Genomic DNA, 26,167 nt, shown 5'->3' with positions numbered 1-26,167 from the left:
TGCGACTTCATGCGCCATGCCGGAGTTGGCACGCCGCCTGCATGACTCCGGGCAGACCGGGCATCTCGCCCCGTCCACCTCCCCCGGAAACCCCATGCGCCTGTCCTCCTCCCGCCGTCTGCTGCTGCTCGTCATCCTGATCGCCGCCGCCCCGCTGCTGGCCTGACCCGCGCCAGGGCGCGATTTGCGCCCACCTGCGCCCGCCGGCTATAATCCGCCGGCTCTGAAAGGCCGCCTGGCCTTGTAGAGACCGCCCACGCCGGGCGTCACCGGCGAATACACACCTGCTGCCACAGCCCGTGCCGGGGTGCCTTCCTTACCAGGAGGGTTCGGCCACGGACGCCGCAGGGAGGCCCAACCCCGGAACCATCAGTGCCGCATCCCAAACGCGCGGCCGGTTCCACTGCCTTGGAGTTTTTCACGATGTCCCAGATCACCATGCGCCAGATGCTGGAAGCCGGCGTGCACTTCGGTCACCAGACCCGCTACTGGAACCCGAAGATGGCCCCGTACATTTTCGGTGCCCGCGGCAAGATCCACATCATCAACCTGGAAAAGACCCTGCCGCTGTTCGTTGACGCGATGAACTTCATCAGCGCCATCGCCCAGAAGCGCGGCACCATCCTGTTCGTCGGCACCAAGCGTTCGGCCCGCGAAGCCATCAAGGAAGAAGCCGAGCGTTGCGGCATGCCGTACATGACCCAGCGCTGGCTGGGCGGCTCGCTGACCAACTTCGCCACCGTGAAGAAGTCGGTCGCCCGCCTGAAGGAGCTGGAAGCGGCCGAGACCGACGGCACCTTCGAGAAGCTGGTCAAGCACGAAGTGCTGGGCCTGCGCCGCGAGCGCGACAAGCTGCAGGCCTCGCTGGGCGGCATCAAGGAGATGAACCGTCTGCCCGACGCCCTGTTCGTCATCGACATCGGCCATGAGGACATCGCCATCAAGGAAGCCAAGAAGCTCGGCATCCCGGTGGTCGCCGTGGTCGACTCGAACTACGACCCGGCCCTGGTGGACTACGCCATCCCGGGCAACGACGACGCCATCCGCGCCGTGCAGCTGTACGCCCGCGCCGCCGCCGACGCCGTGCTGGAAGGCAAGGCCGCCGCGCCGAACTCGGCCACCGTGCGCGAGGAAGAGTTCAGCGAAGGCAACGCCGAGGCCAAGCCGGCCCGTCGTGGCCGCAAGAGCGACGAAGCCGCCGCCTAAGGCGTCACGGCCGTGCAACGCCGGCGCGCCACTGTGCGCCGGCTCAGGGCGGCGGGGCGCAGGCTCCGCCGCTGTCGCTTCAAGGACCGGCGCTTGCGCCGTCCACCCCATTCCCAACTGAGGTCATCACCGTGGAAATCACCGCTTCCCTGGTCAAGGAACTGCGCGAGCGCACCGGCGCCGGCATGATGGAGTGCAAGAAGGCGCTCACCGAGAACGAAGGCAACATCGACACCGCCGCCGAGTGGCTGCGCAAGTCCGGCCTGGCCAAGGCCGACAAGAAGGCCGACCGCGTCACCGCCGAAGGCCGCATCGCCGCGGCGCAGGACGGCGGCAAGGCCGTGCTGGTCGAGATCAACTCCGAGACCGACTTCGTCGCCAAGGACAGCAACTTCGTCGCCTTCACCGACGCCGTCGCCCAGGCCGCCCTGGCCTCCGGCGCCGCCGATGTGGACGCGCTGAAGTCGGCCAAGCTGCCTTCCGGCGAGACCGTCGAGGAGTCCCGCGCCGCCGCCATCGCCAAGCTCGGCGAGAACATGCAGATCCGTCGCCTGGTCGCCGTCGACAGCGCCAACAACGTGGCCGCCTACGTCCACGGCGGCAAGATCGGCGTGTTGGTCGAGGTCAAGGGCGGCGACGCCGACCTGGCCCGTGGCCTGGCCATGCACGTGGCCGCGATGAACCCGCCGTACAACAAGGCCAGCGACGTGCCGGCCGACTTCGTGGCCAAGGAAAAGGAAATCGAGCTGGCCAAGATGTCCGAGAAGGACAAGTCCAAGCCGGCCGAGATCCTGGAAAAGATCATCAGCGGCAAGATCAACAAGATCGTCAGCGAAGTGACCCTGTACGGCCAGCCCTACGTGCTGGACACCAACCAGACCGTCGAGCAGGCCCTCAAGGCCGCCGGCGCCGAAGTGGTCGGCTTCAAGCGTCTGGCCGTGGGCGAAGGCATCGAGAAGGTGGTGGAAGACTACGCCGCCGAAGTGATGAAGCAGGCCGGCCTGGCCTGATCGCCTCACGCTCCAAAGCAACACCCGAAAGGCCGCGGACACCGCGGCCTTTCGCTTTTTTGGCCCCTGTAGAGCGGAGCTTGCTCCGCTGGGCCTTTCCCACGAACCGAACGAAGAGCAGCGGAGCAAGCTCCGCTCTACAAGGCGACCGCGACTGGGCCGGAAGAGACAGCTGCTTCAGCCAGGCAAGTTTCCGCTAGGCCGGATTTGCACCGGGCCGTCTCGCCTGTCCGGGAGCCTCAGCCCAGGCGAATCTTCAGCCGAACGCCGCCTCCAGCGCATCGGCGAGGCGTTCGACGGCGACGACTTCCATACCCTTGATCGCGCTGGACTTGGGTGCGTTGCCCTTGGGCACGATGGCACGCTTGAAGCCGTGGGTGGCGGCCTCGCGCAGGCGGTCCTCGCCGTTGGGCACCGGGCGGATCTCGCCGGACAGGCCGACCTCGCCGAAGGCGATCGTCTTCTCGGCCAGCGGCGTGTCGCGCAGGGACGAGAGCACCGCCAGCAGCGCCGGCAGGTCGGCCGCGGTCTCCTGCACGCGGATGCCGCCGACCACGTTGATGAAGACGTCCTGGTCGCCGACCATGATCCCGCCATGGCGATGCAGCACCGCCAGCAGCATCGCCAGGCGGTTGCCTTCCAGGCCCACGGCGACGCGGCGCGGGTTGGACAGCGGCGAGGCATCGACCAGCGCCTGCACTTCCACCAGCAGCGGACGGGTGCCCTCGCGGGTGACCATCACGCAGCTGCCGGGCTGGCGGGTGCTGCCGCCGGACAGGAAGATCGCCGACGGGTTGGGCACTTCCTTCAGGCCCTTGTCGCCCATGGCGAATACGCCCAGCTCGTTGACCGCGCCGAAGCGGTTCTTGAACGCGCGCAGCACGCGGAAACGGCTGCCCGATTCGCCCTCGAAGTACAGCACCGCATCGACCATGTGCTCGAGCACGCGCGGGCCGGCGATGCCGCCTTCCTTGGTGACGTGGCCGACCAGGAACACCGCCGTGCCGGTCTCCTTGGCATAGCGCACCAGGCGCGCGGCGCTCTCGCGCACCTGGCTGACCGAACCGGGCGCGGCGGTCAGCGATTCGGTCCACAGCGTCTGCACCGAGTCGGCCACGAACAGCTTCGGGCGCGCGGTGGAGGCGTGCTGGAGGATGGATTCGATCCCGGTCTCGGCCAGCGCGTGCAGGCCGTCCAGCGGCAGGTCCAGGCGCACCGCGCGGCCGGCGACCTGGGCCAGCGATTCCTCGCCGGTGACGTACAGCACCGGCAGGGTCGCGGCCATCCGCGCCAGCGCCTGCAGCAGCAGGGTCGACTTGCCGATGCCCGGATCGCCACCGACCAGCACCACCGCGCCTTCGACCAGGCCACCGCCGAGCACGCGGTCGAACTCACCGATGCCGGTGGACACGCGCACGTCCTCGCTGCTGCGCACGTCCTTGAGCGCGGTGATCTTTGGCGCCTCGGTCTTGCCAGCCCAGCCGGTGCGGCGCGCGGCGGCCGGCGCGGCGCCGGCGGCCGGCTCCAGCACGACCTGGCTCAGGCTGTTCCAGGCGTGGCATTCGGTGCACTGGCCCTGCCACTTGCTGTATTCGGCGCCGCATTCGCCGCAGACATAGGCGGTGCGGGCCTTGGAGGCGGCCTTGGCCATGGAGCGTTCCCTGGAGAAAAAACCGGGCGCCACTGTAGCCGGGCCGCGTCTCGGCCGACGAGACCGGCGCGGGCCGGCACGGCGCGCTTTCCACGTACCTTAGCCCGTGAAGCCTTCTCCAAGCCGCCCACCCGTGAGCCGTCTCCGCCTGCCCCGTGGCCCGCTGCGCACCCTGCTGCTCCTGCTGCCGCCGGTGCTGCTGGCGGTCTGCGGCTGCGTGTACGTCGCCCTGAGCCTGCCGCGGAACGCCAATCACGTGCTGGACCCGGATGCGTACTTCACCGGCCCGGGTCTGGCGCTGGCGCGGGCGGTGGACCACCTGGATACGCACCGCATCGACCAGCTGGTCCGCGAACAGGGCCTCGACCCGAACACCGTCTTTGACCGCAGCGGCCGTCCGCTGCTGGCCTGGCCGGTGCTCACCGCCAACCCGAAGGGCCTGAAGCTGCTGCTCGACGCCGGCGCCTCGCCGAATGTGCGCGGCCAGGCCGGCACGGCCGCGGCGTTCGAGTCGGCGCTGGTGCCGGCGGCAGAACGGTCCGATCCCGACTACCTGACCGAACTGCTGATGCGCGGCGGTGACCCCAACACGCGCAACGCCGAGGGCCAGCCGCTGCTGTACGTGGCCTTCAAACACGGCCGCTGGGCCAACGTGCAGCACCTGATCCTGTCCGGCGCCAACCAGGACACCGTCCTGGACGGCGCCGACCACTACGACACCGTGCTGAGCTGGTACGCGCGCAGCGGCCGCTTCGATCGGCTGTACTGGCTGCTGGAACACGGCGGCGACCCGACCATGCGCATGCACGACCTGGAGGGCGCGCGCCTGCTCGGCACCGCGCAGTCCAACGACGGGCGCATGCCCATCGTGGAGGACGCCTTCTACCGCGACGTACCCGAGGCGATGCGCGACTGGCAGCGCGCCTGCCAGGCCTGGTTGCTGGACAAGGGCATCGGCCGCCCGCCGATACCACCGACCCTGCGCCCGCGCCAGCGCGATCCGCTGCCTTCCGACCAGGAAGCGGGACCGGGCAGCATCGCGCTGTAGCCCGCATCGCGCGCCTTGCCTGCGGACGGCGCGCGATCGACGGACCGGCGCATGCCGCACTCGATGCGCCAGCCGCTGCGCCGCGACCGCAGGTGGTCCGCGCGTCGCCGCGACGCACCCTGCGTGGCACCATCCCCGGATGGCCTCACCGACCGACCTGCTGGCCGCCCTGCCCGCCACCACGCCCGAGGCCGCGCTGTGGGTGGCGCTGAGCGGCGGCCTGGATTCCACCGCACTGCTGCACGCGCTGGCCGCCACTTGGCCCGGCCGCGTGCGCGCCGTCCATGTGCATCACGGCCTGCATGCCGACGCCGATGCCTGGGAAGTCCACTGCGCAGCGCTGTGCGCACGGCTGCAGCTGCCGCTGCGGGTCGAACGCGTCGTCGTCGAACTTGCCGGCAAGGGACTGGAAGCCGCCGCACGCCGCGCGCGCCACGCGGCCTTCGCCCGCGTCCTGCGACCTGGCGACCTGCTGGTCGCCGCCCATCACCGCGACGATCAGGCCGAGACCTTTCTACTGCGCGCGCTACGCGCTTCGGGACCCGAAGGCCTGGCGGCGATGCGGCCGCTGCGCCCGTTCGCGCAAGGCCAACTGTGGCGGCCCTGGCTGGACCTGCCGCGCAGCGCGATCCTGGCCTACGCCCAGGCCCACGACCTGCGCTGGGTCGAAGATCCCAGCAATGCCGATGCCGCGCTGGACCGCAACTTCCTGCGCCACCACGTGCTGCCGCTGCTGCGCCAGCGCTGGCCGCACGCCGACGCCGCCCTGGCGCGCAGCGCCGCGCTGAGCGCGCAGGCCGACGCACTGTTGCTGCAGCTGGACCAGGACGCGCTGGACCGCGCGCGCACCGACGATGCGCAGCTGCTGTCGGTCCCCGCGCTGCGGGCGCTGTCGCCGGAACTGCGCGCGCGCGTCGTGCGCCGCTGGATCGCCACGCTGGGCCTGCCACCGCTGCCTGCGCAGGGCATCGTCCAGCTGGAGACCAGCCTGCTCGATGCCGGGCACGATGCGCAGGCGCGCTTCGACTGGGGCGAGGCTCGTCTGCAGCGCTGGCGCGACCTGCTGCACGCCGGGCGTGCAACGCCGCCACTGCCCCGCGCATGGCGCACGCACTGGCGCGGCGATGCGCCGCTGGCGTTGCCCTGCGGCGGCGAACTCCGGCTGCACGGCGCGGCGTTCGAGGTCCCGGTGCAGGTCGGCGCACGCCAGGGCGGCGAACGCATCCAGTTGCCTGGGCGGACCCATTCGCACGCGCTCAAGCATGCGCTGCAGGCGGCCGGCATTCCGCCGTGGCAGCGCGCGCAGCTGCCGCTGCTGCGCGACGCCGAGGGCCGCGTGCTGGCGATGGGCGACCGCCTCCTGTCCGGCCCGTTCCAGGCCTGGCTTGAGGCCCAAAACGCACGATTGCACTGGACACCGCCGGGCCGCGTTTGATTGACCCTTCGCAGCATGGCCCCCACACTTTGCCCATGGCTAACAAACCCACCGCCGACGCCTCGCCCGTGGCGCATTTCGAGCAATCGCTGGACGAGCTGGAGCAGCTGGTCGCGCGCATGGAACAGGGCGACCTGAGCCTGGAAGAGTCCCTGGCCGCCTACGAACGCGGCGTCGGCCTGTACCGCAGCTGCCGCACCGCGCTGGAGCAGGCCGAACTGCGCGTGCGCCTGCTCACCGACCCGGACCGCCCCGAGACCGCCGAGCCCTTCGCGCCGCTGCCCGATGGGCAGTGAGACCGCGTTCGCGCGCTGGGCACAGCGCGTCGAAGCGGCGCTGGAGGCCGCGCTGCCCGCGCCCGACCTGTCCCCACAGCGCCTGCACGCGGCGATGCGTCACGCCGTGCTCGGCGGCGGCAAGCGCATGCGCCCGCTGCTGGTGTATGGGGCGGGCACGCTGACCGGCGCCGATGAAGCCGCGCTCGATGCGCCCGCCGCGGCGGTGGAACTGATCCACGCCTATTCCCTGGTGCACGACGACCTGCCGGCGATGGACGACGACGCGATGCGCCGCGGCCGCCCGACCGTCCACGTGGCCTTCGACGAAGCCACCGCGATCCTGGCCGGCGACGCGCTGCAGACGCGTGCATTCGAAGTGCTCGCCGACGCGCACGCCGACCCCGCGCTGCGCGTGGCCTGGCTGCAGACCCTGGCCCATGCCAGCGGCGTGGCCGGCATGTGCGGCGGCCAGGCGCTGGACATCGACGCCACCGGCCAGCAGCAGGCGCTGTCCGCGCTGCAGCGCATGCACGCGCTCAAGACCGGCGCCCTGATCCGCGCCAGCGTGCGGCTGGGCGCGCTGGCCGGCGGCGCGGACGCGACCACGCTGCAGCGCCTGGACCGCTTCGCCGACGCGCTCGGCCTGGCCTTCCAGGTGCGCGACGACATCCTCGACGTCGAAGCCAGCTCCGAGACCCTCGGCAAGACCGCCGGCAAGGACGCTGCCCAGGACAAGTCCACCTACCCCGCCCTGCTCGGCATGGACGGCGCCAAGGCCAGGCTGGACGACCTGGCCGCGCAGATGCGCGACCTGCTCGCCCCCTTCGACGAACGCGCCGACGCGCTCGCCGCGCTGGGCGAGCTGACGGTGCGGCGCGCGCATTGAGTCTTTCCTGAGCATCCTGGCTCACGCCGCGTAGCGACCGTCTTCATCTCTCCCCCCGCCCGCCGCTCACGCGGTCAAAGCGACCACGCGTCAAGGCGAGCGCTGCCCCGGGCATGAGATGAAGCAGGCGGCACCTGCTCATGCCGCCTGCTTCGTGTTGTTGGACTCAGGGCTAAGCCGGGCGAGCCGAACTCAGTCGAACTTCTCGCCCTTGCGCGGTCGGCGGCAGATGCCGGGCGGGTCGACCCAGACGCCGATGACCTTGCCACGCTCGTCGAGGATGGCAGTCTTCATGTTGTTGGGGAAGACCTTGACGCACTTGACCTTCACCTTCTCCCGCTTCTCGCCGTACAGCACATCCAGGACATGTTCGGCGTGCGCGAGCACGTCCGCCTCGATGCGCTTTCCGACCTTGTGGACGCGCTCGTAATGCTCGTCCGCAAGCTTGATCTCGATCTCCTCGTTCACCGTTACGCTCCGTTCGCCGACCAAGTGTCGACGCACGGTCTCTGCGTAAAACCGGCTTCGTTGAGGACACACTACCGCCCCGCCCCTCGAGGGTGCCGCGGGTGGCGTCAGGCCAGCAATCCCTCCATCCCGCGCACACTGCCGCTGCCGGGAAACACAACGGTCTCCAGCTTGCCCTGGTCCACGCGCAGGTGACCGGCCAGCACCGCCTTGAACAGGGCGCGCATGTCGGTGGTGACGCGCAGGTCGCGGCCTTCGTTGAGGGCGCGCTGGGACAGGCCGGGCCAGTCGCCGGCGATGCGGCCGCCGCGCACGGCACCGCCAGCCAGCAGGGCCAGGCCGCCCGTGCCATGGTCGGTGCCGCCGGTGCCGTTGACCTTGGCGGTGCGGCCAAATTCGGTCACCACCACCACGACGGTCCTGGCCCAGATGTCCGGGGCGCCGTCGTGGAAGGCGCGCAATCCGTTGTCCAGTTCGGACAGCTTGTTCTTCAGGATCGCTGCCTCGGCGGCGTGGGTGTCCCAGCCGGAATCCTCGACGAAGCCGATGCGCGGCCCGGCGGGCTGGGACATGAAGCGTGCCGCTGCGGCAGTGGCCGCCGCCATGCGCCCCTTGCCGGCGCCTTCACCGCCGCCTTCGCCTGCGCCCTGGGTCGCCACCGCGCGCTGGAAACTGTCGGCCAGCGCGGGATCGCGCGCGTACAGGTCCTGCAGCCGCTGCAGCAGGATGGGATTGACCTGCTCGGGCAGCGGCGGCGACCAGGTGGACGCATCGCCGGGGCCGCGCATGATCAGCGGCATCACGCTGGTGATCGAAAGCGCCTCGGTGCCGGCCATCGCGCCGGCGCAGCGGTTGAGCCAGCCGGTGTTGGCGCCGCTGGGTCGGGCGCTGCCGTTCTCCAGGCAGTCCTGCGCCTCGAAATGCGAGCGCTGCTGGTAAGGCGGTGCGATCGCCACTACCGGCAGCAGCTGCCGCTGCCCGTAGAGCTGGTGCGCGAAGGCCATTGAAGGGTGCAGCCCGAACTGGCCGTCCAGCTTCAGCGTATCGCCCGGCGCCATGTCGCCGCGCAGGCTGCGATAGCTGGGGTCGTCGCTGGGCACCAGCGCATGCAGGCCGTCCAGCCCGCCGCGCAGCAGCACCACCAGCAGACGCGTGTCATAGGCGCGCTGCGCGGCCAGGCCGATGGACGGCCACAGCGTCAGCGTGGTCATCGCGCCAGCGGCGCCAAGGAAGGCGCGTCGGGTGAGTTTCATGCGTGGCCTCTCAGCAGGATCGTGGTGCTCGGGGTTGGTGGCAGGTCCGACCTCGACGTCCATGGATTCCCGCTTGCGCGGGAATGACGATCGGACCTTTCGCGGAAAACAGTTCAGGCATACACGCCGAAGGGCGAGATCAGGCCTAGGCCCGCCACTGGAAAGCGGGGCTGGCGAACAGCAGCGCCAGACCGTCGCGCGGCGACTCGGCGCGCCTGAGCGTGGTCACGGTGTCGGCGTCGAGCGTGTCGGCGAAGACGGTCTGCGCGGTGCGCAGCGGATCGAGCTGTTCCTCAGGCACGGCCTCGGCCAGCGCCTGCGCGCTCTGCACGCGCTTCCACAGGGCGTCCGGGCCGCTCCACTGCGCCGCGTCGTCCTCGAAGCCGGCGGGCGAGCGCGGGGTGAAGGGCGGCTGCCCCATGCGACCGAGCAGCGTGGCCAGCGCCTGCGGCCGGCGATCGTCCAGCGCGCCGCCGGCGCGCAGCGCCGAGACCAGGTAGTCGTCGGGCGTCTTGAACTTGCGCGCCTGCGCATCCCAGGCCGCCGGGTGGCGGATCAGCGCGGTGTACACGGCCGCCAGATCGCCGTCGGTCCGGGCCCAGGCCTGGCACATCGCCTCGATCACCGCCGGCGGCGGCGTGTCGCGGATCAGATGCCGGGCGATCTTGCCCGACACGTGCCGCGCCGTGGCCGGATGCACGGCCAGATCGGCCAGGATCGCGCGGCCCTGGGCCATGCCCGGCTGCGCATAGCGCTTGCCCATCACCATGCGCGCGCCCTGCGCGTGTGCGGCAGGTCGGAACACGAACGCACCCTCCACGCCGCCGCCGCGGAAGTCCTGCGGGCCCGGCACGCCCCAGCCGGTGATGGCCTTGGCGAACTCGGTCACATCGGCCTGCGTATAGCCGCCGTTGGCACCGACGGTGTGCAGCTCGAGGATCTCGCGGGCCAGGTTCTCGTTGAGGCCGGGCGTCTTGTCCGGGTCGCGCCGGCGCACCCGCTGAGCCAGCATCGAATCCGCACCGACCGACCTGCCGTTGTCCAGGAAGCGCAGCATCGCCGGGTGCGTCTCCACCGCCAGCAGCAGCTGGCCGAACTGGCCGGTGACGTGCGGGCGGATGGCCTCGCGCTCCATCGGCGCGGCATAGGGCGCGGCCACGCGCTTGTCCACCGACACGGCGAAGTGGTTGGACCAGAAGCGCACCATGCGCTCGACGAAGCTGGCCTGGCTGTCCACCGCCACCTGGTAGCGCGCCGTCAGTTCGCGCAGCTGGCCCTGACGCAGCGCCTTGGCCAGCGCCTTGGGCGCGTCGCCGCCCTCGCGCTTGGCCACACGCCGGGCCTGCTGCAAAGCGATGTCCTGCTGCAGGTAATCGATGCTGCCCGGCAGCGCGGCCAGGGCCGCGGGCACGGGCGCCGGGCGCAGCTGGGCCAGCAGCCAGCCCTGCGGATCATCGAGGCCGGCCAGTTCGCCCGGGCGGGCGCCCAGGCCGAAACGGTTGGCCGCACTGACAGCGTGTTCGAGGGTCATCGGCAGCGCGCTCGTGGCGAAGGTCAAGCAGGACAACGCCCCAGCTCGGTCCCGGTTGACCGTCGCGCCAGCCGATTTAGCGACCGCTGGGTCGCTGCCTGGCGATGGTCCGTCCCCTCCCTCAAGGTGTGCGCCGGTGTAAGGGGGAAGCCAGGCGGTCGATGCGATCACTGCGGAGTGAGTAGGCAAGCGGACTTCGCCGACCAGCGTCGACCCGATGGCATTGAGCAAGCGCTCTGCCCCCTCCCTTTCGCCGTAGCGAAGGGGAGGGCCGGGGTGGGGTGCTTTTGCTTTTGCTTTTGCTTTTGCTCTTGCTTCGGTGGCTTGCCCGGGAAAGCCCCGACCCCTCCCCATCCCTCCCCTGCGCTGCGCGCAAGGGAGGGGGCCTCAAGTCGATCATTTCCCGTCACTGGTCGCGTTGTGCGCGAGGAGGGGTTTGAACGCCCGCAGACCGAAGCCTCGTGACCTGACGCGCGAGGCAGCGGGCCGGCGGGCGGTGGCCGCGACGAGCGAGGCAGGATGCCGAGCGCCCGAGTCGGGGCAGGATGCCCCGACCGAGGGAAGAGCGGCAGCCGCCCGCCGGACCGCTGCCCCTCCGAAGCCAGAACGCTCAGCTGCAACGCGATCATGGAAGCGCGAGAAGCACCTCTTCTTGGTGCTCCGAGCGAAAGTCCCTGGGTTCCCGCTTTCGCGGGAACGACGATAGGGAAAGGCAGGACAGATGCCACGACCGAGGGAGAGCGACCAACGCCCGTCGGATTGCGCTCCCGCCGAACTCCAGACACGCCCCTAAGCCGCATCCCAAATCAGCAAAAAGCCAAGAAAAAAGCCCGGCCAGAGCCGGGCTTTTTTAGTTCACCGCAAGCGCGCGCCTACTTGATGAAGCGGAACGCGAACGGATACCGATAGGCCTCGCCGTTATTGGACTTGATCGCGGCAATGATGATGAACACCAGCGCGGCGATGCCCACCAGCAGCATCAGCGGGCCGGTGACGATGAAGCCGATGCCCAGCGTGATCAGACCGATGAGGGTCAGCACCAGCATGATGATCGCCACGGTGATGTTGAAGTTCAGCGCCTCCTTGGCCTGGTCGGCGGCGAAGGGCAGCGTGTCCTTCTTGATCTGCCAGATGATCAGCGGGCCGATCACGCAGCCCAGACTGGCCAGCCAGCCGGAGGTCAGCAGGCCGCCGAGCAGCGCCGAGAGATGGGCGAACAGCGCCCACTGCCGGTCCTCGGCCGAGGGAGTGCCCGGCGGGGGCGGCGGCGGTGCGGTGACGTTCTCGAATTCGTTCATGCGCGTTTCTCGCAGGTCCAGGGTGGAAGGAAGCCGGCCGGCGATGTGCGCCGGTACCTGCGCAGCTTACGTGGCCTGAGGCCGGGTGCGGCCATCCAGGCCGGCCAGCGTGTCGTCCCAGTCCCCGTCCGACGCATCGTCCTCGTCGCGATAGCGCGCGGCGATCTGCAGCACCTCGGCCTCGATCTCAAAGAACGCGTCCAGCACCACCGGGTCGAAGGTCGTACCGCGCAGCTCGAGCATCATGGCCTTGGCGCGCTCGTGCGGGAACGGATCCTTGTAGCAGCGCCGGCTGATCAGCGCGTCGTAGATGTCGGCCACGGCCATGATCCGGCCCGACAGCGGGATCTCCTGACCCTTCAGTCCGGCCGGATAGCCGCTGCCGTCCCATTTCTCGTGGTGGGTGGCGGCGATGTCGCCGGCGATCTGCAGGAAGTTGTCGCCCTCGATCCGCCCGGACGTGCTCAGGATGATCTGGCGGCCGTATTCGGCGTGGCGGCGCATGATCACCAGCTCCTCCGGCGTCAGCGCGCCGGGCTTGAGCAGGATGTGGTCGGGCACACCGACCTTGCCGATGTCGTGCAGCGGCGCGGACAGGAACAGCAGGTCGATGTACTCGCGCGTCAGGATCTCGGTGTAGTGGCCGCTGCGCTGCAGGTGCCGGGCCACGGCGCGCACGTAGTGCTGGGTGCGCTTGATGTGCGCGCCGGTCTCCGGGTCGCGCGTCTCGGCCACCGCGGCCATCGATTCGATCGTGACCTGGCGAGCGTTCTCCAGCTGCCGGCGCCAGCGCTGCGCGCGGCGATGCTGGGTCACCAGACGCACGCCGCAACACAGCGCCAGCAGCAGGCCCAGGGTCAGCAGCGCCGCGCCGGTCGGCAGGTACACCCCGGTGCGCGCGAACACCGCCGCCGCCAACCCCAGCAGGCCCGCGGCTAGCAGCGCGGCCAGCGCCGCCAGCAGCGCCAGCCCGCGTCCGGCGGCGAACAGCCAGGCCAGCAACAATGCGCCCAGCACGCTGCTCAGCAGCGCCGCGCCCGTGCCCCAGCCCGGCACGCGCACTGCATTGCCGTCCATCAAATTCTGCGCCAGCACCGCCTGCAGCTTGACGCCGGAGAAGTCGCGATCCAGCGCGGTGCGATGCAGATCGTTGAGCCCGACGGCGGAGGAGCCGATGAACACGATCCGGCCGCGCAGGTCCTGGCCGCGCGCGCGTCCGGCCAGCACGTCCACCGCCGGAATGCTGGCGTACTGGGCCGGACCGCCGTTGAAGCGCAGCCGCGCCTGGCCGGCCGCATCGATCGGCACGCGGTGCGTGCCCAGCCGCAGCGACAGGCCGTCGCGATCCTGTTCGATCTGGCCGCTGCGCACGCCTAGCGCCTGCATGGTCGCAGCCAGCGCCAGGCTGGCGTGCACCACGCCACGATGGGCGATCAGCAGCGGCGCGCGCCGCAGCTGGCCATCGTCGTCGGCGCGGATGTTGACGAAGCCCGCCGTGCGCGTGCGCGCGGCGATCGGCGCCACGTTGTCCAGCACGCCAGGCGCCTGCGGCAACTGCAGCCGGTCCAGGCGCCCCTCGAAGCCCACCCCGGGCCGCACCGGCCCGGCGCCCTCGGTGGCATGGTCGAAATAGAAATAGCGCGCGCCGATCACCGCGTGCTGCGCCATCACCTGGGCCAGGTAGCCATCGTTGTCCAGCAGCCCGGCCGGGACGCCGGCGAAGGACACGTCCAGGTCGAAGTCGCGCTTGAAGGTCTGCTGGATGTCGGTAAGCGAGGTGCGATCGGGCTCGGGCAGCAGGATGTCCAGCGCGATCGCCGACGGGTGCTCGGCCGCGACGCGCTCGATCAGGGTGGCCAGGCGATAGCGCGGCCACGGCCACTGCCCCACCGCCGCCAGGCTGACCTCGTCGATGTCCACCACCACCGTGTCCGGCGCCTGCACACCGGAGGCGGCATGGACCAGCAGCCCGTCCAGCAGCGCGCGGTCCAGCCGCGCCGCCGGCGCGTCCTTCCACAGGCCGCTGGCGACCACCAGCACCGCCACCAGCACGGCCAGCAGCAAGAACCCCAGCCGCCGACGGGGCGAGGATTCGGTCAGGGCGGGCGCGAGCTGCATGGTCGGGCGCGCGTCTAGAGAACGAAGATCTCGGCGCGCCGGTTGCGCTGTTCCGGCACCCCCGGCCGGGTCGGCACCAGCGGCACCTTGTCGCCGAACCAGCGCACTTCCACCGGCAGGTCCGGATCGATCTGCTTGAGCAGCCTGGCCACGGCGCGGGCGCGCTGCTCGGACAGGTCCATGTTGTACTTGGCCGAGCCGGCCGAGTCTGCATAGCCGAACACCGTGACCTCGGTCGGCAAGCGTCCGCGCACCACCTCCAGCACGCCGGGCAGCTGCTTCTTCGATTCCGGCGTCAGCTCCATGCTGTCGAACCTGAAGTTCAGCACGAAGCTGCGCGGCGGCGTGGGCTGGGCGTCCAGCAGCGCGCGATGGGCCTGCTCGAACGCCGCCTGGTCCTGGCCGCGCGGCGCGCCCGGCCGGGCCTTGGCATCGCCGACGCTGACCGTGGCGTAGGCCTGCTCGATGCGCTGCTGGCCCTGTGCGGTGGACACCACCAGTGCACCGACTTTGCCGTCGTGGTCCGGCAGCAACGTCACCCGGGTCGGCGTGGACGCACAGGCGCCCAGACCGAGGGCGGCACACAGCACGGCGACCCGCATCCAGGCGTGGCGCATCGAACACGTCATGGCGTTCAGTTCGCCTCGATCAGCAGGCGGGTGCCGCGCACGCCGACCGTCGCGGTAGGCGTGTCGATCTTGACCGCCTCCGGCTTGAGCTTGCCGATCTTGCCGGACTCGTAGATCGCCGAGCCCTTGTTCAGATAGAGCGAGAAGGAGAACGCGTCGTCCTTGGGCTCGAACAGGTAGTCGCGCACCAGCACGTCGGCGCCCGAGCCCAGCGTGAGCAGCGTGCCGTCGCGGAAGACGATCGAGGCCGTCGCGCCGGGCGCGGCGATCAGGCGGTCGGACACCAGCAGCTGCGTGCCGCCGCTCGCCTCGACGCTACCGGAGGCGCGCACGACTTTGACACTGCCTTCCACGCGCTTGACCAGCGCCACGTGCGCATCGGCGGCCAGCGCAGTCGTCGAAAGGCCTAGCAGCCAGCCGAAGGCCAGCAGGCAGAGAAGTCGCTTCATGTTGTCCCCCTGTCCGGGCCGACCAGGTGCGGTCGAAGCCTCGGTCACGCCGATCCGGCGTTGGCGACATTGCACGTCAGCGATGTGATGGGCAAGTGATTTCTGGCGATCCGGCCAGGATCGCCCTGTTCACGTGCGAATGCGGTGCTTACTGGCTCCCGGCGACCGTCATTCTGCCCACCAGCAGCGAGCCCATCGCGATGTGCGAACGCGGGTCGATGTCGCTGCCGACCGCCTCGATGGCGGCGAAGATGTCCTTGAGGTTGCCGGCCACGGTCACGTTGTCGACCGGGTAGGCGATCTGACCGTTCTCGATCCAGAACCCGCCGGCGCCGCGCGAGTAATCGCCGGTGACGCCGTTGACGCCCTGCCCCATCAGCTCGGTCACCAGCAGGCCGGTGCCCATCTCGCGCAGCAGGGACGGCAGGTCGTCGGCATTGCTGGACACGATGAGGTTGTGCACGCCGCCGGCGTTGCCGGTGCTGCTCAGGCCCAACTTGCGCGCCGAATAGCTGCCCAGCACGTAACGCTGCAGCACCCCATTGGCGACCAGCGGCGAATCGACCGTGGCCACGCCCTCGGCATCGAAGCTGCCCGACCGCAGGCCGCCGCGCAGCAGCGGCCGCTCCTCGATCGAGAACCAGTCCGGGAACACCTGCGTGCCGGCGCGATCGAGCAGGAAGCTGGCCTTGCGATACAGCGCGCCGCCGCTGACAGCGCCGAGCAGATGCCCGATCAGCGAGCGCGCGACCTCGGCGCTGTACAGCACCGGATACTGGCCGGTGGCCAGGTCGCGCGGCGCCAGGCGCGCCACGGTGCGCTGCGCGGCGCGCAGGCCGACGGCCTCCGGCGCCTGCAGCCGCTCGCGCGCCAGCGCGGTGGTGTACCAGCCGTCGCGCTGCATGCCTTCGCCGGTGCCGACGATCAGGGCGCAGCTGATCGAATGATGCGTGCCGCGCTCGCGCCCGATGAAGCCGTGCGAATTGGCGTACACCGACAGCCCGTAGCCGCTGCCCACCGAGGCGCCATCGGAATTGCTGATGCGCGCATCGGCCTGCCGCCCGGCCGCCTCGCAGGCCAGCGCCAGGTCGATGGCCGTATCGGCGTCCAGTTCCCACGGATGCCAGGTGTCCAGGTCCGGGAAGGCCGTGGCCATGCGCGCGGCGTCGGCCAGGCCGGCGGCCGCATCGTCCTCGGTGTAGCGCGCGATGGCGCAGGCCTGCTCGACCGTGGCGGCCAGGCTGTCCTCGCGCAGGTCGGCGGTGCTGGCGCTGCCCTTGCGCTGGCCGAAGTAGACGGTCACCCCGATGGCGCGGTCCTGGGTGGATTCGACCGTCTCCACCTCGCCCAGGCGCACGTTGACGTTCAGGCCGCGATCCTCGCTGCAGCTGACCTCGGCCTGGCTGGCGCCGCGCGCGCGGGCCATGTCCAGCAGGCGCTCGGACAGGCGCGCCAGATGGTCCAGGCGCGCGTTGCTGTCGTCATGCACGGGGGAAGCGATGGCGTTCAATGGCTTATCCTATTGATTGGATTTCGATTGATCCGGCGCGCTGCGCGCGCCGACTCGTGGAGAAGTGTGAGATGCGCGGACGCGATCCGGAAACCGGCGAGTTCTACGGCCCCAGCCGCACCCAGCAGCGGCAGGACGCGCTGGAGGTGCGCGCCCTGGCCGAACAACTGGTGGCGCTGCCGGCCGCGCGCCTGGCCCAGCTGCCGATGAGCGAGGAGCTGGCCGACCACGTGCGCGACACGCAGAAGGTCACCTCGCACATCGCGCACAAGCGCCAGCTGCAGTACCTGGCCAAGCAGATGCGCAAGGAGGACGATGCGACGCTGGAAGCGATCCGCGATGCGCTGGACGCCGGCGGCGACGCCGCGCGCCGTGAGACCGGCCTGATGCACCAGGCCGAAAGCTGGCGCGAGCGCCTGCTGGACGACCCCGACGCGCTGACCCAGCTGGTCGATGCCTTCCCCGACGCGGACCGCCAGCGCCTGCGCCAGCTGGTGCGCAACGTGGCCGAAGAGCGCAAGAAGAACAAGCCGCCGGCGTCCTACCGCGAGCTGTATCGCGAGATCCGCGGCCTGATCGATGCGGCCGACGCGAACGGTGCCGACGCGCTCGACGCGCACGAAGACTAGCCCCGCTCCCCCAGGGAGAGGGGTCGGGGTGAGGGCCCGGCGCGCGCGCAGTGCCTGAAGCAAGTCCGGCGCCCTCATCCGCGCTGCGGACACCTGTTCCTCAGACAGCCCACCGTCGCGGTGGGAGAAGGGAAGCAAGCCGCTCCCCTCACGCCTGCGTGCCGCCCACGGTCAACCCGTCGATCAGCAGGGACGGCTGGCCCACGCCCACCGGCACGCTCTGGCCATCCTTGCCGCACACGCCCACGCCGGCGTCCAGCGCCAGGTCGTTGCCGACCATGCGCACCTTCTGCATCGTCTCCGGGCCATTGCCGATCAGCGTGGCGCCCTTGACCGGCGCGGTGATCTTGCCGTCCTCGATCAGGTAGGCCTCGGTCGCAGAGAACACGTACTTGCCGCTGGTGATGTCGACCTGGCCGCCGCCGAAGTTGACCGCATACAGGCCCTTCTTGACCGAGCGGATCATCTCCTCCGGCTCGTGCTGGCCGGCGAGCATGTAGGTGTTGGTCATGCGCGGCATCGGCAGATGGGCGAAGGATTCGCGGCGGCCGTTGCCGGTCGGCGCCATGCCCATCAGGCGCGCGTTGAGGCTGTCCTGCATGTAGCCGACCAGCACGCCATCCTCGATCAGCGTGGTGCACTGGGTCGGCTGGCCCTCGTCGTCGATGTTGAGCGAGCCGCGCCGGCCCTCCAGCGTGCCGTCGTCGACGATGGTCACGCCGCGCGAGGCGACCTGCTGGCCGATGCGTCCGGCGTAGACGCTGGTGCCCTTGCGGTTGAAGTCGCCTTCCAGGCCGTGGCCGACGGCCTCGTGCAGCAGCACGCCCGGCCAGCCCGAGGCCAGCACCACCGGCATCACCCCGGCCGGCGCGTCGACCGCCTCGAGGTTGACGAGCGCCTGGCGCAGCGCCTCGCGCGCGAACTCCTCCGGCTTGCCGTCGGCCAGCAGCTGCGCATAGGAATAGCGCCCGCCATAGCCGGCATAGCCGGACTCGCGGCGGCCGTTCTGCTCGACGATCACCTGGATGTTCAGCCGCACCAGCGGGCGCACGTCCGAGGCGAGCACGCCGTCGCTGCGTGCCACCAGCACCGTGTCCACGCCGCCGGACAAGCTCACGCTGACCTGCTGCACGCGCGGATCGGCCGCGCGCAGCAGCCGGTCGACCGCACGCAGCGCGGCGACCTTGGCGTCGTTGTCCATCGCATCGACCGGATCCTCCGGCGCGTACAGCGCCCGGCCGGTGCCGCGCACCAGGGCGCGCGGGGCATGGCTGGCGCCGTCGCGCGCGATCGCCCGCGCCGAGCCGGCGGCGGTCAGCAGCGCGGCCGCGTTGATGTCGTCCGAATAGGCGAAGCCGGTCTTCTCGCCGGAGATCGCGCGCACCCCGACGCCCTGCTCGATCGAATGCGCACCGTCCTTGACGATGCCGTCCTCCACCGTCCAGCTCTCGCGCCGGCTGTGCTGGAAATACAGGTCGCCGAAGTCGATGCCCGGTCCGAGCAGCGTGCCGAAGGCACGGTCCAGTCCTGTCTGGTCCAGGCCTGCGGGCAGCAGCAGGCGCGATTCGGCGAGGGCGATGGCAGATGAGGTCATGGCAGCAATGATCGGGGTGTGGGGGGCGATTGCAAGCCGCGCGCTTACGGCGTGGGCGTGGGCGCCGGTGGTGTGGTCGCCGGCGCGGGCGCGGGCGCGGCTTCGTTGTGTTCGGTGACCTGTACGTCCGGGTCCTTCCAGGGGCCGGTGACGTGGTAGGTCTTGGCGCCGACCTCGCTCAGCGGCTTGCGCAGGACGGCGTTGGCGGCTGCACCCACCGCCGCGCCGACCGGGCCGCCGGCGACGGCGCCGACCACGGTGAGCAGGTTGCCCGAACGCGGCAGCACGTGGATGGTCTGGTCGAAGGTCTGCGCCTTCAGGTCGGTGCTGCCGGTGATGCGGATCTCGGCCGCCGAGCCGTTGATGACCGTGTCGTCGGTCGCCGGCCTGGCCGCCGCCCAGATCCACTTCGCCCTTGACCTGGTTGAAGGCCAGCCCCTTGGAGAAGAAGTCGCGGAAATCCAGCATCAGCCGCTTGGGCAGCTGGGTCAGGCTGAACAAGGACAGCACGCGGCCGGCGCCGGGCTCGACCTCCAGCAGCGCGCCGTCGTGGATGTCGAAGCGCGCACTGCCATCCAGCCCGGCCAGGGTGAAGCCCGCCGGGCTCGAGGGCCAGGCCAGATCCAGGCCGACCTTGCCGTGACCGCCGCGCACCCGGCCGGTGAACCCCAGCCCGTCCATCAGGGTGCCGACATCGTCGCTGTCGACCTGCACCTGCAGGTGCGTGCGTGCGCTGCGCCCGCGCCCGGTCCAGTCGCCGGTAACGTCGATCTTCTGCTGCGGCGCGCGCATCTGCAGAGTGTCGATGCGCAGGCCGGCCGGCAGCTTGCGCGTGCGCAGCGTGGTCTGGCCCAGCTTGGCATCGCCGAAGCGCAGATCGCCGATCTGCAGCGACAGCGGCGGCAGCGCGGTGGGATCCAGGTCGTCCTCGACCGGGGTCGAGCCGTCGGGTGAGGTCGCCGGCCGGGTCGCCGCAGTGGCCGGGTCCGGCGCTGGCGTGGCCGAGGTCCAGTACAGCCGGTCGAGCTGGCCTTCGATCGTGGCATTGGCGTCGTCGGGCACGTGCACATGGCCGGCCAGCGCATCGCCGGAGAGCCTGACGTCCAGCGCGGCGCGGGCCGGGCCGAGCTGCACGCGGGTGTTGGGGAAGGCGGCGCCGATCAGCAGCAGCTTCTGCGCGGTCAGGTCGATGCCACGCAGCGCCAGCGGCTGGCTGTTCGCCGCCGGCGGCGGCGGCGCGCCGGCCTGCGGGCTGGTCAGCGGCGCGGCGGCCGCGCCGGCCTTGACCAGCGGATCGTCGGCCGGCGCGCTGCCCGAGGCGCGCGCCACCGCGATCCAGCCGGCCGCATCCAGCACCGGCGCGGTGCCGCCTACGCTCAGGCCACTGGCCGGGACCGGCTGGGAAATGCTCGCGCGGCCCAGGTCCACGCGCACGCCGGTGGCACCCGCGCGCGGCTGCGCGCGCAGCGCCATCAGCCGGCCGAAGCTCACGTCCACCCGGCCCTGCTCCAGCGGCATCTGCACCGCCACGGTGGCCGGCAGCGCGCGCGCGGCCGGCTTGTCCAGCGGCGCTGGCAGCTTGAGCGCGGTGCCGGTCAGGTCGGACTGCGCGGTGACGGTCACCGGCGGATCGCCGCCGCCCTGCGCGGGCGCCCCCACGCCGACGTCGATGGTCCACGGCGAGCGGCCCTGCATGTAACTGTTCAACCAGTTCAGCTCGGGCACGCGGGCGAGCAGCTCGGCCGCGGTCAGTGGCGCGGCCAGGCGCGCCTCGAACACATGCGCCGCGTCCTGCACTGCATCGCCGGCACGCAGCGCCAGCTGCGCCGGCGCGCCGGCGCGCACCGCGTCCAGCTGCGGCGCGTCGAAGCCGCCCTGCGAGAACGTCGCCGTCCCGCGCACCTCGGTGAAGGCCAGGTCGTAGGTGCTGTCGGCCACCTGCGCGCGGTCCAGCTGCACCTGGCCCTTGACCTCCGGCTGCGCGCCGCCGCGCAGCGGCAGGGTCATGCCGAACTGCACCTTGGCCGGGCCGGACACGCTCAGGCCCTTCATCGCCTCGCCGTAGCGCTGCTGCAGCGGGCTGTGGCGCAGCAGCGAGAGCAGGCGCGCGGCATCGTCGCCACCCTCGGCCTCGATCTTGAGCACGCTCTCATGCCAGTCGGCGATACCGCCCTGCAGGCGCGAGACCGGCACCTCGCCCAGGCGGCCCTTGCCCTCCAGCGAGAACCCATTGCCGAGGAAGCGCACGTGCGCGTCCAGCTCGGTCATGTCCGGCCAGTCGGGCTGGAAGCGGATGCGCCCCTGCTCGATGTCGGCCTGCGCATCGAAGATGCCCTGCTGATGCACGAACGGCCAGTCGTCCAGATCGCCGCCGACCAGGCCGGTGCCGTTGCGCACCATGCCGCCCTGCATCGCCCGATCCAGCCATTCCAGCGCCGGCTTGGACATCAGGTGGCGCACCCAGAAGCCGCGCGCGGCCGGCACCGGCGTGTCGTGCACCTGCGCGGCAACGTTGAGCCAGGGCCGCGTACCATCATTCTGGAACCACACCTCACCGCGCGCGGTCACGCCGAAATCCGGCCCGTCCACCACCAGCGACGGCGTGCCGGCCTTCCAGCCCTCGCCCTCGCGCCAGGCCGCCAGCGTGCCGTGCAGCGTGGCCGGATGGACCACGCCGAAGCCGGCCGGCCAGTCGAACTTGAACGGCAGCTTCGGGTCCAGCACCAGCGCCAGGCCCTGCGCATCGCCGGTGAGCGACCCGCCCAGGCCCGACAGCCCCGGCGCATGCCCGACCGGCGCGAACGCCAGGCCATCGACCCGCGCCTGCAGCCGCAGCGGCCCCTGCAGGGTGCCGGCGACGCTGACCTGGGACAGGCCGACCTGCGGGCGGGCCTGGCGCAGCCACTCGCGCAGGCCGGGCGCGATGCGATCGTGCAGCGCCAGCACCTGCAGCAGCGGCTCGGCCTGCAGCGCGTCGACCAGCAGCGCCGAGCGCGCACCGCCGGCCAACGTCAGCCCGCGCACGCCCTGCCCGGCGCCGACCTTGCCCAGCATGAGCTGCGGCACGTCCAGTCGCCAGCCGTCCGGCTGCACCTGCACGCGCGCCAGCCCGCGCACCTGGTCGAAGGCCACCTCGCCACGACGGTCATTCGCGCCCAGCCGGACCTGGCGCAGGTCCAGGTCGAACTGCGCCTGCTGCAGGCGCTTGGCCTTCAGGCGCGCCCAGGCCCGCACCTCGCCCTGGCCGCCCTGCAGGCGCAGGCCGGCCAGGTTGGACAGCGCCGGCCAGTCGGCCAGGCGCAAGGCCCTGGCCTCCAGATAGGCGCGCCCGTCGCCGCGCTCGCGGTCGAACAGCAGGGCCAGGTCGATCGGGGTGCCGCCCACGCGCTCGCGCAGCCGCGCCCCGGCGTGCACGTCGCGGCCCTGCACGCGCAGGCGCAGGTCCACGTGCGGCAGCTGCAGGTCCAGGCCCAGCGACGGCGCGATCACCCGCAGACGGCCATCGACCACCTGCAGCTCGCCCAGGCCGTTGAGCGCATCGAAGGGATCGCCTCGGGTCTGCTGTCCCGGAAAGCCGCGGATCGACCAGCTGCCGTCGTCGGCGCGCTCGGCCTCCAGCGCCAGATTGCGCAGACGCAGCTCGGTGAAGGCCCGGCCCGGCAGCAGGCCGGCATACAGCGAGACAAGCAGCTCGGCCTGGCCGATATCCACGCCCTCGCCCGGCCCCTTGGGCCCCACATGCAGCCCGTCGAACTGCAGCAACGGGCCGCGCCGCGTCCAGGCTGTGTGCAGCGCATCGAAACTGATCGGCCGGCCGGCCTGCTGGCTCAGCCAGGCCGCCACCTGATCGGGATGCCGCTGCGCCAGCGGCAGCAGCTGACTGAGCACGCCCAGCACCAGCGCGACCAGCACCAGCCCACCGGCCAGCGCATACCACGCCAACCGGCGCAGCACGCGCAGGCGATGGTGAAAGGCAAGCGGCATCAGGGGGAAGCCGGGATCAGGGAAGACGGGAGGCAACCACAGACACGCCGGGACGCGGTACCCACGAACGGAAGGATCGAGCGCGCGCGCGCCCGAACCCGCGAGCCCATGCCGGACGCCGGCCGAACCCGCAACTCCCTCTGGCCCAACCTGCTCTGCCTGGTCCCGGCGACCCGATCCCGGGTCCCGCCCTCAGAGCAGCACGACATCAAACTGTTCCTGCAGATACTCGGCATCGGCCTGAAGCCGGATCGACTTGCCCAGGAATTCCTCCAGTTCGGCCACCGCCTGGGACTCTTCGTCGGTGATGCGTGCGACCACCTTGGGCGAAGCGATCACCAGCAGGCGCGCGGCCTCGAACTGGCGCGTGGCACGGGTGATCTCACGGAAGATCTCGTAGGTCACCGTCTCGGCCGTCTTGACCATGCCGCGGCCGCCACAGGCGCCGCAGGGCTCGGACAGCTGGCGCGCCAGGCTGTCGACGGTGCGCTTGCGCGTCATCTCCACCAGGCCCAGCGGGGAGAAGTCGTACACCGTGGTCTTGGCGTGGTCGCGCGCCAGGCCCTTCTCCAGCGTGCGCAGCACCTGGCGCTTGTGCTCGGCATCGGACATGTCGATGAAGTCGATGATGATGATGCCGCCGAGGTTGCGCAGCCGCAGCTGCCGGGCCACCGCCTGCGCCGCCTCCAGATTGGTGCGGTAGACGGTCTCCTCCAGATTGCGCTGGCCCAGGAACGAGCCGGTGTTGACGTCGATGGTCGTCATCGCCTCGGTCTGGTCGATGACGAGATAGCCGCCGGACTTCAGCGGCACCTGCTTGTCCAGGGCGCGGCCGATCTCGTCCTCGACCCCGTACAGGTCGAAGATCGGTCGGTCGCCCGAGTACAGCTCCAGCTTCTCCGCCAGCGGCGGCATGTACTTGGCCACGAACGCCTGCAGGCGCTCGTAGGTCTCGCGCGAGTCCACCTTGACCCGCTCCACGTCCTTGCGGATCAGGTCGCGGACCGCGCGCAGCGGCAGGCTGAGGTCTTCATAGAGCAGCGCGCGCGGAGCCATCTCGCCGACCCGGCGGTTGATCACGTTCCACACGCGCGACAGATAGGCCACGTCCTCGGCCAGCGCCTCGGCCGGCTGGCCCTCGGCGTTGGTGCGCACGATGTAGCCCATGTGGCCGTGCTGGGCGGCCAGATCGCTCACCAGGCCCTTGAGCCGGGCGCGCTCGGCCTCGTCCTCGATCCGCGCCGACACCCCGATCACCTTGGACTGCGGCATCAGCACCAGATAGCGCGACGGGATCGAAATCTGCGTGGTCAGGCGCGCGCCCTTGGTGCCGATGGGGTCCTTGACCACCTGCACCACCACGTCCTGGCCGTCGCGCACCAGCTCGTGGATCGCCGCCGGCGCGGCCGGCGGCAGCGGCACCTCTTCGCCCGCCGCCACCGCGGCCGGCGGCGCCGCGCGCACGATGTCGCTGGCGTGCAGGAAGGCCGCACGGTCGTGGCCGATCTCGACGAAGGCGGCCTGCATGCCCGGCATCACCCGCTGGATCTGGCCCTTGTAGATGTTGCCGACGATCCCGCGGCGCCAGCCACGCTCGATGTGCAGCTCCTGCAGCATCCCGTTTTCGATCACCGCCACCCGCGTTTCCCGCGGGGTGACGTTGACCAGGATCTCCTCCGACATCAAAGCACTCCGAATTGCGTGAGCAGGTTCGCCGTCGCATGCAGCGGCAATCCCATTACACCCGAATGACTGCCGGAAAGGTGGGCGATGAAGGCCTCGCCGCGCCCCTGGATCGCGTAGGCGCCGGCCTTGCCCATCGGCTCGCCGCTGCGCACGTAGTCGGCAATGGCCGGCGCGCTCAGCGCGGCGAAGCGCACCTCCGACAGGTCCAGCACCTGCGCCTGACGCCGCGCCGTCATCACCGCCACCGCGCTGGCCACCGTATGGGTGCGCCCGGACAGCCGCGCCAGCATCGCCTCGGCATCGGCCGCATCGGCCGGCTTGCCGAACACCACATCGTCCAGGATCACCTCGGTATCGGCGCCCAGGACGATCGCATCCTCGCGCTCACGCACCAGTTCCAGGCCGGTCCGGGCCTTCTCCAGGGCCACGCGACGCACATAGTCCAGCGCGGCCTCGCCAGGCTGGCGCTGTTCGGGAATGTCCAGGGACAAGGGCTCGAATGCCAGCCCGAGGCGGGCCAGCAGCTCGGCGCGCCGCGGGGATTGGGAGGCGAGGAACAGCATCGCCCAAGGATAACCCGCGCCTCGAAACTGAACGGGAGGCCGCACCCCTCCGGCGCCCGCAAACCCCACCGTGGCCGACGGCCCGTTCATCTTCCCGCAACGACACTCCACCCACTTTCATCGAGGAACCACAACGATGCGCACCCACCGCCTCCGCCCGCTGCTGATCGCACTGGCCTTCGCCCTTGGAGCTCCCGCCATGACCGCTTCCGCGCAGACCGCCGCTGCCGGCTACGCCCTGCCCGCCGACGGCACGCTGCTGTCGATCTCCTCCAGGCCGAAGCCAGCCGCGCGCCCGACATCGCCACGATCTCGGCCGGCGTGGTGACCCAGGCCGCCGATGGCAACACCGCCATGCGCCAGAACGCCACCCAGATGACCCAGGTCATGGCCGCCATCCGCAAGGCGGGCATCGCCGAGCGCGACATCCAGACCAGCGGCGTGATGCTCAACCCCCAGTACAACTACCGCGACAACGAAGCGCCCAAGATCACCGGCTACCAGGCCACCAACACGGTCAGCCTGAAGGTGCGCAAGATCGCCGACCTGGGCCAGGTGCTGGACGCGCTGGCCGCCCAGGGCGCCAACGAGATCAACGGACCGACCTTCGAGATCGATCAGCCCGAACCGGTCTACGACCAGGCCCGCCTGGACGCGCTGAAGAAGGCCCAGGCCCGCGCCGAGACCTATGCCAAGGGCCTGGGCCTGAAGGTACGCCGCATCGTCAGCATCTCCGAATCCGGCAGCGGCGGCGCGCCCCGCCCGGTGATGATGATGGCCCGCGCCGCCAAGGCCGACGCCACGCCCGTCTCGCCCGGCGAAACCACGCTCAGCGTGAGCATCGAGGTGGTGTTCGAGCTGGGGCGCTAGAAGTCTCCGGCCAGGAAAGACTCGGCTGCGCGCCGCACCGCAGTTCATTTAACTGAACAAACGCTTGACCA

At 70.9% G+C, this 26,167-nt stretch carries 21 protein-coding genes and 2 pseudogenes; 9 read left to right on the top strand and 14 right to left on the bottom strand.

Annotated elements, in window-relative coordinates:
- The first annotated feature begins 16 nt into the window (after nt 1–16).
- From ACFJIT_RS04705 to tsf, 3 genes are all read left to right on the top strand, one after another.
- Nucleotides 17–166: a hypothetical protein gene (locus ACFJIT_RS04705; RefSeq protein ID WP_165424264.1), complete on the top strand. Its 150-nt coding sequence runs from the start codon at nt 17–19 to the stop codon at nt 164–166.
- A gap of 257 nt (nt 167–423) precedes the next feature.
- Nucleotides 424–1,206 (top strand): 30S ribosomal protein S2, encoded by a 783-nt coding sequence (gene rpsB / locus ACFJIT_RS04700; RefSeq protein ID WP_130521317.1) that lies wholly within the window; start codon nt 424–426, stop codon nt 1,204–1,206.
- A gap of 131 nt (nt 1,207–1,337) precedes the next feature.
- Complete coding sequence (gene tsf / locus ACFJIT_RS04695) at nt 1,338–2,216, top strand: translation elongation factor Ts (protein WP_130521315.1); 879 nt, start codon at nt 1,338–1,340, stop codon at nt 2,214–2,216.
- A 256-nt stretch (nt 2,217–2,472) separates the two neighbouring features.
- Here tsf and radA read toward each other — a convergent pair whose 3' ends face one another.
- Nucleotides 2,473–3,867 (bottom strand): DNA repair protein RadA, encoded by a 1,395-nt coding sequence (radA, locus tag ACFJIT_RS04690; RefSeq protein ID WP_379655192.1) that lies wholly within the window; start codon nt 3,865–3,867, stop codon nt 2,473–2,475.
- Nucleotides 3,868–4,000: 133 nt separating this feature from the next.
- Between radA and ACFJIT_RS04685 the strand changes: the two genes are divergently transcribed.
- The 4 genes from ACFJIT_RS04685 to ACFJIT_RS04670 all read left to right on the top strand — a co-directional run bounded on the left by ACFJIT_RS04685 (nt 4,001) and on the right by ACFJIT_RS04670 (nt 7,514).
- Nucleotides 4,001–4,915 (top strand): ankyrin repeat domain-containing protein, encoded by a 915-nt coding sequence (locus tag ACFJIT_RS04685; protein ID WP_379655191.1) that lies wholly within the window; start codon nt 4,001–4,003, stop codon nt 4,913–4,915.
- Nucleotides 4,916–5,054: 139 nt separating this feature from the next.
- A complete protein-coding gene (gene tilS / locus ACFJIT_RS04680) occupies nt 5,055–6,350 on the top strand; it encodes a tRNA lysidine(34) synthetase TilS (protein ID WP_379655190.1) in 1,296 nt (431 codons plus the stop codon).
- Between the two features lie 35 nt (nt 6,351–6,385).
- Nucleotides 6,386–6,646, top strand: coding sequence for an exodeoxyribonuclease VII small subunit (locus ACFJIT_RS04675; protein ID WP_130521307.1), 261 nt, complete (start codon nt 6,386–6,388; stop codon nt 6,644–6,646).
- Nucleotides 6,636–7,514 (top strand): polyprenyl synthetase family protein, encoded by an 879-nt coding sequence (locus ACFJIT_RS04670; protein WP_379655189.1) that lies wholly within the window; start codon nt 6,636–6,638, stop codon nt 7,512–7,514. The genes ACFJIT_RS04675 and ACFJIT_RS04670 overlap by 11 nt, the downstream gene beginning before the upstream one ends.
- A gap of 192 nt (nt 7,515–7,706) precedes the next feature.
- Here ACFJIT_RS04670 and ACFJIT_RS04665 read toward each other — a convergent pair whose 3' ends face one another.
- The 8 genes from ACFJIT_RS04665 to pmbA all read right to left on the bottom strand — a co-directional run bounded on the left by ACFJIT_RS04665 (nt 7,707) and on the right by pmbA (nt 16,770).
- A complete protein-coding gene (locus ACFJIT_RS04665; RefSeq protein ID WP_130552690.1) occupies nt 7,707–7,982 on the bottom strand; it encodes a hypothetical protein in 276 nt (91 codons plus the stop codon).
- A gap of 107 nt (nt 7,983–8,089) precedes the next feature.
- Nucleotides 8,090–9,235: a DUF1501 domain-containing protein gene (locus ACFJIT_RS04660; RefSeq protein WP_379655188.1), complete on the bottom strand. Its 1,146-nt coding sequence runs from the start codon at nt 9,233–9,235 to the stop codon at nt 8,090–8,092.
- 145 nt (nt 9,236–9,380) lie between these two features.
- Nucleotides 9,381–10,766, bottom strand: coding sequence for a DUF1800 family protein (locus ACFJIT_RS04655; protein WP_379655187.1), 1,386 nt, complete (start codon nt 10,764–10,766; stop codon nt 9,381–9,383).
- An 872-nt stretch (nt 10,767–11,638) separates the two neighbouring features.
- Entirely contained in the window at nt 11,639–12,064 is a 426-nt protein-coding gene (locus ACFJIT_RS04650; RefSeq protein WP_130522914.1) for a DUF4870 domain-containing protein, read from the bottom strand.
- Between the two features lie 66 nt (nt 12,065–12,130).
- Nucleotides 12,131–14,182, bottom strand: a complete 2,052-nt coding sequence (locus ACFJIT_RS04645; protein WP_379655186.1) for a CHASE2 domain-containing protein — start codon at nt 14,180–14,182, stop codon at nt 12,131–12,133.
- A 14-nt stretch (nt 14,183–14,196) separates the two neighbouring features.
- Entirely contained in the window at nt 14,197–14,811 is a 615-nt protein-coding gene (locus ACFJIT_RS04640) for an OmpA family protein (protein WP_130531699.1), read from the bottom strand.
- A 5-nt stretch (nt 14,812–14,816) separates the two neighbouring features.
- Nucleotides 14,817–15,260, bottom strand: a complete 444-nt coding sequence (locus tag ACFJIT_RS04635; protein ID WP_130531700.1) for a FecR domain-containing protein — start codon at nt 15,258–15,260, stop codon at nt 14,817–14,819.
- 148 nt (nt 15,261–15,408) lie between these two features.
- Nucleotides 15,409–16,770 carry a metalloprotease PmbA gene (pmbA, locus tag ACFJIT_RS04630; protein WP_379655185.1) on the bottom strand — a complete coding sequence of 454 codons (1,362 nt, stop codon included), beginning with the start codon at nt 16,768–16,770 and terminating at the stop codon, nt 15,409–15,411.
- Between the two features lie 71 nt (nt 16,771–16,841).
- Here pmbA and yjgA point away from each other — a divergent pair, with 71 nt between their 5' ends.
- Nucleotides 16,842–17,399 carry a ribosome biogenesis factor YjgA gene (gene yjgA / locus ACFJIT_RS04625; protein ID WP_379655184.1) on the top strand — a complete coding sequence of 186 codons (558 nt, stop codon included), beginning with the start codon at nt 16,842–16,844 and terminating at the stop codon, nt 17,397–17,399.
- Nucleotides 17,400–17,547: 148 nt separating this feature from the next.
- Here the strand turns inward: yjgA and tldD are convergent, their stop codons facing one another.
- From tldD to ACFJIT_RS04600, 5 genes and pseudogenes are all read right to left on the bottom strand, one after another.
- Complete coding sequence (gene tldD / locus ACFJIT_RS04620; RefSeq protein ID WP_379655713.1) at nt 17,548–18,993, bottom strand: metalloprotease TldD; 1,446 nt, start codon at nt 18,991–18,993, stop codon at nt 17,548–17,550.
- Between the two features lie 44 nt (nt 18,994–19,037).
- Nucleotides 19,038–19,313, bottom strand: a complete 276-nt coding sequence (locus ACFJIT_RS04615; protein WP_379655712.1) for an AsmA-like C-terminal region-containing protein — start codon at nt 19,311–19,313, stop codon at nt 19,038–19,040.
- Between the two features lie 127 nt (nt 19,314–19,440).
- Nucleotides 19,441–22,977: pseudogene (locus ACFJIT_RS04610) on the bottom strand (YhdP family protein); the annotation flags it as partial.
- Between the two features lie 192 nt (nt 22,978–23,169).
- On the bottom strand, nt 23,170–24,660 hold the full coding sequence (gene rng / locus ACFJIT_RS04605) for a ribonuclease G (RefSeq protein ID WP_130521287.1): 1,491 nt from the start codon (nt 24,658–24,660) through the stop codon (nt 23,170–23,172).
- Entirely contained in the window at nt 24,660–25,226 is a 567-nt protein-coding gene (locus tag ACFJIT_RS04600) for a Maf family protein (protein ID WP_379655183.1), read from the bottom strand. The genes rng and ACFJIT_RS04600 overlap by 1 nt, the downstream gene beginning before the upstream one ends.
- A gap of 136 nt (nt 25,227–25,362) precedes the next feature.
- On the opposite strand from ACFJIT_RS04600, the pseudogene ACFJIT_RS04595 reads away from it, so the two are divergent.
- A pseudogene (locus tag ACFJIT_RS04595) lies at nt 25,363–26,096 on the top strand (SIMPL domain-containing protein).
- Nucleotides 26,097–26,167 lie beyond the last annotated feature (71 nt).

This window comes from Pseudoxanthomonas sp. UC19_8 (genome assembly GCF_042700505.1).
GTDB classification, from domain to species: domain Bacteria; phylum Pseudomonadota; class Gammaproteobacteria; order Xanthomonadales; family Xanthomonadaceae; genus Pseudoxanthomonas_A; species Pseudoxanthomonas_A winnipegensis.
Note: the sequence above shows the minus strand (reverse complement) of the source record. Positions and strands in the feature narration are given on the sequence as shown.